Here is an 11715-nt window from a genome sequence, read left to right as displayed (position 1 = left end):
TAAACTACTTTTGACTTCCACTACTAGCACATGATTTTCATTAGTTACTAACACATCAATTTCTAGGGTTTTACCGTCGAGACGTTTTCTGACTCTTTGACTAACTTGATGTACGGGAATCTGACGATTTAAAAATAAAGTCTCACAAGCGGGGGCTACCATATTTTCGACAAAACGTCCCCATTTACCGCCAAGATTACCAATTTCTTGACTGAGTCTGGTAATTTGGCGATCGGTTTTTAAAGATTGTTCTTTGAGAACACGCTCAGTTTCTTGAAAGCGTCGCTCGGTTTCTAAAGATTGTTCCTTGAGAACACGCTCGGTTTCTTGAAAGCGTCGCTCGGTTTCTAAAGATTGTTCTTTGAGAACACGCTCGGTTTCTTGAAAGCGTCGCTCCGTTTCTTGAAAGCATCTTTCTGTCTCTTTTTGAGCTTCTACTAATTCGGCTAATAATCTCCAAACGTCATCGGCGGTGGTGGTCATACTTTTTCCTCTGAATTAACTTGGCACTAACCCGATTATATCTTGTTTGAAGGATAGAGCCTGATGGCAGATAATGAAATAGTAGCGATTTTTTTTAATATGGCGGATCGCAATTGTCAGTCGAAATGGCTATCGATCATAGGAATTGGTGAAGATGGCTTAGAAGGGTTAAGTTCAGTGGGGCGAAGTCTGCTTTCTTTCGCATCAGTTATTGTCGGTGGTGAACGTCATCTGGCAATGTTACCCCCAGAGGATCAACGGCAAAAACTGCTCTGGACTTCTCCTATTCAAGACTCCATTAACGAGATTATCCGCCTTCGTGGTCAATCCGTCTGTGTTTTGGCCAGTGGTGATCCCATGTGCTACGGAATTGGTGTCACCCTCACCCGCCAGATTCCCCTGGAGGAAATGACGATTATTCCCTCTCCTTCTAGCTTTAGTCTTGCCTGTAGTCGTTTGGGTTGGTCCCTGAGTGAAGTGGAAACTTTGAGTTTGTGCGGTCGGCCCCCGGCTTGGTTGAATGGGGTGCTGTATCCCGGCGCCAAACTGCTGGTACTGAGCGCCGATGCTCAGACTCCGGCGATCGCTGCTCGGCTGCTCAGGGAGGGAGGTTTTGGCGAGAGTTCCATCACGGTTTTAGAACATCTAGGGGGAACCCTGGAACGCCACATTCAAGGCATCGCCAACGATTGGCAGTTTACAGATCTGGCGGATTTAAATGTCATTGCCATTAGCTGCATCTCCTCCCATCCCCCCACCTGGGTGCCGCGCCTTCCCGGACTGCCGGATTCTGCCTACCATCATGACGGACAGTTGACAAAAAGAGAAGTTCGTGCTATCACGCTGAGTAGATTGGCTCCCTTACCCGGACAATTGCTCTGGGATGTGGGGGCGGGTTGTGGTTCCATTGCCATTGAGTGGCTGCGGAGCGATCGCCGTTGTCAGGGGATTGCGATCGAACATCATCCCACCAGATTACAATACATTGCCGATAATGCCGCCGCCCTGGGAACGCCCCACCTGCAAATCGTCGCCGGAATCGCACCGAGCGCCCTGGAAGATTTACCGCAACCGGACGCTATTTTTATTGGTGGCGGTATCACCACACCCCACCTATTGGAAACCTGTTGGTTAGCCCTGCGCCCCGGGGGTCGTCTTGTTGCCAACACTGTTACAATTGAAAGCGAATTAGTCCTCTTGCAATGGCATAGTAAATTAGGAGGGGAACTGCTGCGGATTGGCATTGAAAAAGCCGAACCAGTCGGCAAGTTTTTAGGTTGGAAAGCCATGGCCCCCGTAACCCAGTGGACTGTTCTGAAACCGAGATTGTAAATCCTTGATTTTCTCCTTGATCCCTCTTGCAAAAGTTGTAGATAGAACTTTTTTCGCTATTCTTTTCCTTTCTAATTAGTTAGGTGTTAAAAATTGTCAGATCCCCCTTAATAAGGATGGATCAAAGCCCCCCTTATCAGGGGGAGTGGCGGGGATCAAAGCCCCTTAATAAGGATGGATCAAAGCCCTTAGAGGATCAAGAAGGATTAGGAGGATCAAAGCCCCCCTTATCAAGGGGGGTTGGGGGGATCAAACTTCCAATTACTCCACAAACTCCCTCAAAATTACTCAAAACTTCTTGATTAGTAAAGCGGATTACTGTTAATCCATAACCTGATAAAATTTGGGTTCTTTCTAAGTCATAGTTCTGAGCATCTTCCCTATTATGACTATCACCATCAATTTCAATCACTAATTTTAATTCGGGGCAATAAAAGTCAACAATAAATTGATCAATCGGTCTTTGACGATGAACTCTATATTGAAAATTTTTTAAGTATTCATACCAAAGTTTTCTTTCAGCTTTGGTCATATTTTTACGGAGTTCTTTGGCTCGTTCTACGAGTTTGGGATTGTAGGGTAGATGATGATGATTGGTTAATTGCATAGGTTTGATCCCCCCAACCCCCCTTGATAAGGGGGGCTTTTTACTGGTTTAAGATGATTGGTTAATTGCATAGGTTTGATCCCCCCAACCCCCCTTGATAAGGGGGGCTTTTTACTGGTTTAAGATGTCTAAATCTGTAATATATTACAGGTTACAAGTCTCTGGGCGAGAAAAGAGACTTTCCGACCATCGGAAATTGAACCAACCGACCTATACCGCCGACCATCGTCGGACCAACCGACCTCAATCGAAGCAACCGACACACGACGATAATAAAATCGGACTGCCGGTAGGTGTGCCTGTTTACTGCTATTTAATACAAAAGTTAGCTCATCATAGCTCAACAAGTCTCCGCCCCTGCGCCAACCCACCTCGTCAGCGAATTTTTTATACACATCATAATCGTATTCCCCTGGGACACCACCGCAATCCAGCCAGACTTTTTTCTGCACAGAAAAGCCAAATTTGCCGCGGCTATTATCTACCCAGAGCTTATCAATCGTGCGTAACTCTTCACAGGGAAAGTTGTTAATGCTTTCTTCATCTAGCCAGCCTTCATCTTCCCTTTTAGCAATTAACAACATTAAGCGCATCGTTTCCTCATCGGCTTCGCGCCATTGCCCATTTTTCAGATAGGTTTCTAGTTGAGTAAAGAGAGAAGTCTGTCGTTTTTGTTCTAAAAGTTCCAATCTGCGACGTTTTTTAACAGGTAATTCCCAATAACATCGCTCCGCTAATCCCTGAGCTTTAGGATTAGATTGATTATAAAAATAGACAATAAAATCAGTCGGATTAGTCAATAAAGTGGCATACATAATGCAAGCCTCGTACCAGAGATTTTGCTCCCAATTTTCCTTGAGTAAATTTTCTTGCTTTAACCGTTTAACTTCCAAAGCAATTAAATAGGACTGAAAAAGATTATGGGCAAACTCATAGTATTCATCCTTTTTCAAAATTAACTCACTCACATGAATTAACCGCTCTACAAAATCCTTAGCCGAGGTGCTTTCAGGATAACCCAATTCCTGAATAAAACCTTGCATCTGACTTAGTAATTCTGAATATTCAATCGTGGTTGTATTTCCCATTTTCAGGGCTAACTGTTGCAATACCCGTTGACGATGATTTTCCTCATTATTATCTAAAATCATATCAATGCCCCTAGCTTGAGGGCGAGTGATCAATTGCAGATCAAAAATTCGGCGAAATAAATCCACTCGTTGCTGAGGTAATTTTTGTCCCGAGCCAAAGTTTGCCCGATGTAACTGTACTATCATATTTAGATTTAAGGGATTTCTCGCCAAGGCTAATAGAGTAGAACTTTCCCCGGAATTATCGAGAGCAAATAACTGATTAATTAAATTCTTTGCTTTATTGTCGGCAGCTTCTTGTTTAGCTTTTAAACTTCTGCTAACTCTGGTTTCCTGCTCTTGCCAGAAATACCATTTATACACAAAATCCCGAATATTTTGATCGGTAAATTCATTAATAAACACCTTTTGCCGAGGTTTATGCTCAGAGCTAAACGCTTGATAGCCTTTGGGACGAGAGGTTAAAATAAAATAGTTTTGGCGAAAATCATGCCACTGTTTGCCAATCCATTGACTGACTTTTTCGGCATATTCGGGTTTAATTTCATCAAAACCATCAAACATCACTAACATTTGCTGACGGGTTAAATGACTTTTAGCCCAGTTCTCAGGTAAATCTAATTCTTGAGAAATATCTTGTTTAAGATGTCGCTCAATTAAGGTCGGTAAATCCAATCCTTCTGTGGTGGTAATCACTTCCTGCCATCTCCGTAAACGTAAAAAGACAGGAATTAAAAAAGGTGCATTTTGTTTCGGTTGTTTTAGAGCGTAGTTATAGGCTAAATGACGCAATAAAGTCGTTTTTCCTCGGCCACCAGGAGCAAGAATTAACAACCGTAAATTTGTCCTCTTTTTAGCCCGTCGCAATAAATCCCAAATATCATCCCCCGTACCTTTAGATTCTTCTTCTGAGCGCAGTTCTAATTGACTCAGGTCCAAATTAATAAAAATTTCTTCTAGTTCTGGGGTAGAAAAACCAAAGATTGCATCTTCAATCCCTTCAATATCATCATAACGACAATCTGAATCCCGTAATTTAATTAAATATTTCCCGTCAGGATTAGCTAATTGCCAACGTATTTTTTCCAGTCCTTTGTCTAGCCAAACAAAAAAGCTTAAAGCTGTACCTTTACCATGATTTTTACCTTTGGTTCTTGCTATTTCTAAAAACCCTTGACTCCAGGCTGATCCGTAGGTAAAAAAGCCCGTGACGATAAAAGTGACTCCCCCGACAATAATCGCCTTAACCGTGTCATGTTGACTAAGCCAAGTTAAGCCGCCTGTAATGCTACCCCCGATAATTGGAAGGGAAGGAGCGGAGGTTCGGAGTTGATGGGCAGCAAAAGCAGTGATTTTTCCCGTCCAAACTTGAGCCTGTTCCTTTTCCTGGTCAAAATCTGATTCTTTTTTCTCTTCAGATTCGGATTCTTCCGGCTTTGCGGTTTTATCGTCCATAAACCCCCTTTGATCAACCTCCTCTAATTATATTAGACCCCTTGGGAGTGGTGTTATTGGCTTATAAGTAGGTAGGCGTTAAAAATTATCAGACACCCCCCTTATCAAGGGGGGATTAAGGGGGGATCGGCACCCCCCTTATCAAGGGGGGATTAAGGGGGGATCGAACCGGAAATGTTGCTTTTTTATCCCGATGGACAAGCTTTCACTAGCTATAATCAGGAAAAACAACGATCGGAACGATTAGCCAATAAACTGCGGGAATTAGGCCTTAATCCTGACGAAATCTAAGTTTATCTCTTAATCGCAGTTTAAAGTTAATCTTTGTTAAGAGACAACTAAAAAATAGCCATAGTGGGCTATAGGTATTTTCAGTATGATGAAGTTAGTTGGCTTAGTACAAAAAAAGGTGGGACTTGCCCACCTTTATCACTAAACTATTGTCCTTTCTCCACTGCTGCCACCATCAATAAAGTTTTGAGGACAGAATCAGGATTAAGACTGATAGAATCGATGCCTAATTCCACTAAAAATTGAGCAAATTCGGGATAATCACTAGGAGCTTGACCACAGATACCGATTTTGCGATTATGGGCTTTAGCGGTTTCAATAGCCATTTTCACCATGCGTTTAACTCCCTCATTCCGTTCATCAAAAAGATGGGCAACTAGGGCAGAATCCCGATCTAATCCTAAGGTTAATTGGGTCAAATCATTAGAACCGATCGAAAATCCGTCAAACACCTGAGCAAATTGGTCGGCAAGAATTACATTACTTGGTAACTCACACATCACATAAACTTGCAAACCATTAACCCCGCGTTCGAGACCATTTTTCGCCATTTCTTCAAGGACTCTCATCCCTTCTTCGGGGGTACGACAGAAAGGAATCATCGGAATCACATTAGTTAATCCCATTTCTTCCCTGACCATTTTCAGCGCCCGACATTCCAAAGCAAAAGCCTCGCGATAATTAGGATCAGTATAACGGGAAGCGCCGCGCCAACCGATCATCGGGTTTTCTTCCTTGGGTTCAAAGGGTTTGCCACCCAATAAATTAGCGTATTCATTGGATTTAAAATCGGACATCCGCACAATTACATCTTTGGGGTAGAATGCGGCTGCAATCATGGCAATTCCCCGGGCCAATTTATCGACGAAAAATTGGGGTTTATCCTCGTAGTGTTTGGTTAATTCGGCGATTTGGTCTTTTACGTCCCCTTCTTCCAGTTCCTGGAATTTCAGCAAAGCGCTGGGGTGGGCCTGAATATGGTTAGCGATAATAAACTCTAGACGCGCTAAACCGACACCTTGGGCAGGAATATCGGCAAAAGCGAAGGCTTTTTCGGGATTACCAATATTCATGAGGATTTTTGTCCGAGTTTGCGGCAAATTATCCAGGTGAGTTTCGAGAATTTCAAAGGGTAGCAATCCGAGGTAAACTTTCCCTTCATCCCCTTCCGCACAGCAAACGGTGATTTCCTGACCAGTTTTAATCGTTTCCGTGGCATTATTGCAACCCACGATCGCCGGAATACCCATTTCTCGTGCGATAATAGCGGCATGGCAAGTACGACCACCTTGATTAGTCACGATCGCGCTTGCTTGTTTCATAATCGGTTCCCAGTCGGGATCCGTGCGATTGGTGACGAGAACTTCTCCCGGTTTAAAGTTGTTGATTTTATCTACACTGAGGATGACTCTGGCTTTTCCTTGACCGATTGCCGCACCTACACTCCGTCCCACCGCTAAAACTTGACTTCTTTGCTTAATCTCGTAGGATTTAAGGATATTAGCGGCTTTTTGCGATTGTACGGTTTCTGGACGCGCCTGAACGATAAACAGTTCTCCCGTGATCCCATCTTTTGCCCATTCGATGTCCATGGGGGTGTAGGTTCCGCGCACTTGCGAGTAATGTTCCTCGATTTGGGTCGTCCAACGGGCTAAAGTGAGGATTTCTTGGTCACTAATGCAGAATTGATCCTGTTCTAGCTTGTTAACTCGGATATTCTTGGTTAGACGCGATCCTCCATCATCGTAGATCATTTTGATCGCTTTACTGCCGAGGCGTTTTTCGAGGATGGGTTTGTAACCGTTTTTAAGAGTGGGTTTAAAAACCAGATATTCGTCGGGGTTAACAGCACCTTGCACGACATTTTCCCCTAAACCGTAGGCTGCCGTGATTAAAGCGGCATTTTTGAACCCTGTTTCCGTATCGATGGAAAACATCACCCCGGAGGTGGCTAGATCTGAACGCACCATTTTTTGGACACCGACGGAAAGGGCGACGGCAAAGTGATCGAAACCGTTATGATGACGGTAGGAAATAGCGCGATCGGTGAATAAAGAGGCAAAACATTTATGACAAGCTTCTAAAACTCCCCTCACTCCCTGCACGTTGAGATAGGTTTCCTGTTGTCCGGCAAAACTCGCTTCTGGTAAGTCTTCGGCAGTGGCGCTTGAGCGAACGGCCACATCGATGGAATGATAGAGATCATCGCCATAACGTTCACAGAGTCGGCGATAGGCAATAGCGATCGCATGACTTAAATCATCGGGGAACGGTGTATTGAGGATTAATGTGCGTGCTTGTTTACCTTTTTCCTGCAAGTTCTGCACATCGTTTTCGTCTAAATCTTGGAAAATTTGTCTTAATTGTGCGTCTAGTCCGGCTTTTTCGACAAAGTGACGGTAAGCGTAAGCGGTGGTGGCGAATCCTGTGGGGACATTAATCCCTTTCGGGGTTAATTGTTGGATCATTTCGCCTAAGGAGGAGTTTTTGCCACCGACTAACCCCACATCTTTGCTGTCCACTTCTTCAAACCACAGAATTAATGCTTGTTCTCTAGAGGTTCTCGCAACATCTTGTAGTAGCATCATAAGTATTTTTACCTCTGTACTCTATACTTTCAGTTTAGCGACATACCATCTTCAAAAATCCTTGAGTTTGATATTTATTTACAAAACTCTATAATAGCAAACCCAGCTACGATCACCCTATCTCTAAAGGGTTTAATTGTCTAGCTAGTTGATACAAAAATTAATAAACTAATCAGGAGTCTCAACAGTAACTTTCCTCAATGATAGCCTTAGTTATCTCAAAATAGTTAAGTTTAAGATCGACTATTTTTATTGAGTTCCCTCACTAATTCATGTACGGTAGTGGAAGGATGGGGATCAAAAGGATGTTGTTTTAATTCATCTCGCCGTTTAATAAGTTTTTCGGCGTTGATAATCGCTGTCGGCTGATAAGGCTTTAATTTTTCATAGATATTCTCTCGGTTTTTTTCATATTTTTCTTTCTCGCCAACTAATCCAAGTTTTCTCATTTGATTAGTTAAAATACTCCCGTATCTATCTCTAGGTGTAGCAGTATCAAGATATTGAAAGTGCAAAATATACCAAATTTCAAAGGCTTCATTAGAATAGGCAATCTTGATATTTTCTTTTTGGGCAAGTCCCTCAGCTTGATTAAATTGCTCTTTGGTATAATTATCTTTATCAAAAACACACCAAACTTGATCGTAAGATGCTGATTTTTCATTGTTTTTAATATTAATTGCTTTCTTGACTAAACTCAAGGTATTTTGACCTTCTCCCTTAACTTTTATTTTAATGTTATTAGATTTTAAATCTTCCCTCAAACAAGTAAAGTAATAGTATTCAGTTTTTTCTCCTTCACAAACAATCAAAAATGTTTCCCTTGGCTGTCTCTTGTTAGCTTGACGTTTTAAATAACTATAATTACCATCTTTTTTAGCCATAATAATCACCGATAACTTTGCTTAAATCACCAATAAAAGGTATGGCACCATAGCGACCTTGAATATAATCTTGTTCAAAGGAAGCATTATTATCAATATCAAATTCGACCAGAGAATATAAATCCGTTGCTTCTTGGCGATTTTTTTCTGTAAACCAGATTTGATCTCTCCTAAACAGTTGATTACTAAGTAAATTAACATCATGAGTAGCAAAAATAAGTTGAGCATTTTTAGGGTTTGTTTGTTGAGAGTTAAATAATCCAATAATTGCTATTGCCATTAAGGGATGCAGTAGGGAATCCAGTTCATCAATTATCAATACCTCACTTGCTTTTAAAACCGATAAAATAGGTGCTAATAAAGCAAATAATTTCTGAGTGCCACGCGACTCATGTTTATTCAGTTGAAAGCTTTCTAACCCGATTACCTTTCCCTCTAAATCATACTTTTCATGATAGGTTTCAATGGAGTTGTAAACTGTATCTGGAATATCCTTATGAAAATTATCTAGGGGTTTCCGTCCCACTTCTATACTCATATCCTTAATACTCAAATCTAATTTTTTAATTAAGGAAACGATTTCATTTTTAAGATTTTGCTCTCTAGAAAGATAGTCAATAGATAGCTGTCTTAAATTTTCAAGTTGCGAACCCGATATAATCTTTAACCTACTAAACCAGAGTAAAATCTTACCTGCTAACGGATCATTAAACTGAGCAGCAATCGATAGAAATAAGGTGTTTTTTTTAGTTAAATCTTTGACATCTTTGCCCTTCATCAGACTTTTACTATATTTAATTTTATCTTTTTCCCGACTAAATATATTAGTTTTACGAGTTTTGGTAGTGCAAGATAACCCCTCAGAAATTACTCGCTCTTGAGTGACTTCAAAGCTATATTCATAGGTCTTATTATCTAGATGAAAAACTATCTTAAAAAAAGAAGGTTTATCTTCGGTTTCAGAACTTAATCGAAATTTTTCTAAATCTATCTTATCTGTAATTTGTAATTTAGAGGAATTAATAACAAAACTTTGCATAAAATATAAGGCCAGAATCAAATTACTCTTACCACTAGCATTTGCTCCATAAATAGCAGCACTTTTTAGTAAACTAAAATTCTGATTAACCTTAAAAACATTATTTTTATCAAGCTCATCATTATCTGCTGCTTCATCTGCAGCCACCATACTGAGAGTAACTACATCCTTAAAAGACCGATAATTACCGACACTAAATTCGATGAGCATTACATACTAACCCTAAAAGTCTCTGGGGAATTGATGAAGACTATGCTTTTATGATAGGCAATTTGTCAACACTTAAAAGGAAATTTTTCTCAGGTGTGTTAGCGTCATCTAACACACCCGACATCTCTACAGTTATTTATATTTGTGTGATGGTGACATCAACAGTTTTAACCGTGGTTCCCAAACTGGATAAGGGAGGTTGAATTTCCTGTTCATTACCCACCACAAGAGTCACAATTTGATTCGGTTGTAGATATTGTTGGGCCACTCGTTGAATATCGGCAATTGTCACCCCTTTTACCGCTTGTTGATAACGGAAGATAAAATCTTGGGGATAACCATAGTATTCATAGGTCATCAATCGCGATAAATTCTGACCAGGTTTCTCAAACTTAAAAACAAAAGAATTGAGAATAGCATTTTTAGCGTCTTCTAATTCTTTGGCAGTAACGGGTTGATTGCGAAGGCGCTCGATTTCGCCTAAAATTGCCTTAATAAAAGGTACGGTAGCATCGGTGCGAGTTTGACCTCCGGCAATAAATAAACCGGGATAATCATAACGACTATTCCAGACACCATAGACAGAATAAGCTAATCCTTGACGGGAGCGCACTTCATTAAATAAACGACCACCAAAACCGCTTAAAATCTCATTTAATACCGTTAAAGCGGGATAGTCGGGACTATCCAAACGACCCCCAAGATGACCTAATAAAACCGTACTCTGGGTTAATTGGGGTTGATTGACAACAAAGACACCTTGAAGATTTTTTTGGGTTGCCGAAGGGGTGACAATTTTAGGAGCAGTGGCGGGATTTTTCCAATCGCCAAAAGTCTTATTGATTAATGCTTTCATCGACTGAGAATCAAAATCACCGACAATTCCTAAAATTATTTGGTCGGGACGGACATAGGTACGATAAAAATCGATTAAATCCTGACGGTCAATATTAGCTAAAGTGCTATATTCTACAGTACGAGCGTAGGGGCTATTATCACCATAGACTAGCTTTTTAAACTCCCGACTAGCAATATCATCGGGATCATCATTACGTCGGGCAATTGCTCCTTTTTCCTGAACTTTGGCTAATTCCACCCTCTGATTTTCAAAAGCTGGGGAACGCAAAACTTCGGCAAAGAGATTAAAAACTGTTTCTAAATCTTCACTAAGGGCGCTAAAACTAGCAGTTCCATTGTTAAGATCGATCGAGGTTTCTACTAGGGCTGCTCTTTGTTCTAATAACTGATTTAAGACATTAGAAGGATGGTTCTCCGTGCCACCACTACGCAGCACGGTTCCAGTAATATCGGCTAATCCGACTTTTTCCCCGGATTCTAATCTTCCTCCCGTCCGAATCATCGCCGTACCACTTACTAAAGGTAAGCTGCGATCCTCCACTAAATAAACCACCATACCATTATCTAGTTGATAGCGCTCGTATTGGGGAACTGTAACTTCAGGAAGAGGAGGAAAAGTTAAATCGGTAAAATGTCGCGGGGTTTGGGCAATTGCCGGGGAACGAAAAGCGAGGACACCTATCAGGGTGAGCAGGATTAAACCTAGCCATTGTAAGCGTTTTTTCATGATTATATTTATTTTAGGTTTTCGGTTTTCGGTGTTAGATGTTGGGGGGTTAGGGTGTTGGGGTGTTGGGGTGTTGGGGTGTTGGGGTGTTGGGGTGTTGGGGTGTTGGGGTGTTGGGGTGTTGGGGTGTTGGGGTGTTGGGGTGTTGGG

The 11715-nt window shown here is 41.4% G+C and carries 8 protein-coding genes; 1 reads left to right on the top strand and 7 read right to left on the bottom strand.

Going from position 1 to position 11715, the window contains the following annotated elements:
- Nucleotides 1-483: DUF3782 domain-containing protein (locus IM515_RS05660; RefSeq protein WP_287632692.1), on the bottom strand; the 483-nt coding region annotated here is incomplete at its 3' end.
- A 63-nt stretch (nt 484-546) separates the two neighbouring features.
- Here IM515_RS05660 and cbiE point away from each other — a divergent pair.
- Nucleotides 547-1815, top strand: coding sequence for a precorrin-6y C5,15-methyltransferase (decarboxylating) subunit CbiE (gene cbiE / locus IM515_RS05655; protein ID WP_287629718.1), 1269 nt, complete (start codon nt 547-549; stop codon nt 1813-1815).
- A gap of 196 nt (nt 1816-2011) precedes the next feature.
- On the opposite strand, the gene IM515_RS05650 is transcribed toward cbiE, so the two are convergent.
- From IM515_RS05650 to IM515_RS05625, 6 genes are all read right to left on the bottom strand, one after another.
- Nucleotides 2012-2422 (bottom strand): endonuclease domain-containing protein, encoded by a 411-nt coding sequence (locus tag IM515_RS05650; protein ID WP_287629719.1) that lies wholly within the window; start codon nt 2420-2422, stop codon nt 2012-2014.
- Between the two features lie 128 nt (nt 2423-2550).
- Nucleotides 2551-4968 (bottom strand): GUN4 domain-containing protein, encoded by a 2418-nt coding sequence (locus IM515_RS05645; RefSeq protein ID WP_287629720.1) that lies wholly within the window; start codon nt 4966-4968, stop codon nt 2551-2553.
- A 437-nt stretch (nt 4969-5405) separates the two neighbouring features.
- Complete coding sequence (gene ppsA / locus IM515_RS05640; RefSeq protein WP_287629721.1) at nt 5406-7847, bottom strand: phosphoenolpyruvate synthase; 2442 nt, start codon at nt 7845-7847, stop codon at nt 5406-5408.
- A gap of 233 nt (nt 7848-8080) precedes the next feature.
- Entirely contained in the window at nt 8081-8731 is a 651-nt protein-coding gene (locus IM515_RS05635) for an RloB family protein (protein ID WP_042790583.1), read from the bottom strand.
- A complete protein-coding gene (locus IM515_RS05630) occupies nt 8724-9980 on the bottom strand; it encodes an AAA family ATPase (protein ID WP_287629722.1) in 1257 nt (418 codons plus the stop codon). Before IM515_RS05630 ends, IM515_RS05635 begins: the two co-directional genes overlap by 8 nt.
- A 136-nt stretch (nt 9981-10116) precedes the next feature.
- The gene (locus IM515_RS05625) at nt 10117-11565 is read right to left on the bottom strand and encodes a M16 family metallopeptidase (RefSeq protein WP_287629724.1); all 1449 of its coding nucleotides are present in this window, start codon (nt 11563-11565) and stop codon (nt 10117-10119) included.
- Between the last annotated feature and the right edge of the window lie 150 nt (nt 11566-11715).

This window comes from Microcystis sp. M44BS1, from assembly GCF_020244875.1.
GTDB classification, from domain to species: domain Bacteria; phylum Cyanobacteriota; class Cyanobacteriia; order Cyanobacteriales; family Microcystaceae; genus Microcystis; species Microcystis panniformis.
This window is presented reverse-complemented; position numbering and strand designations above follow the sequence as displayed.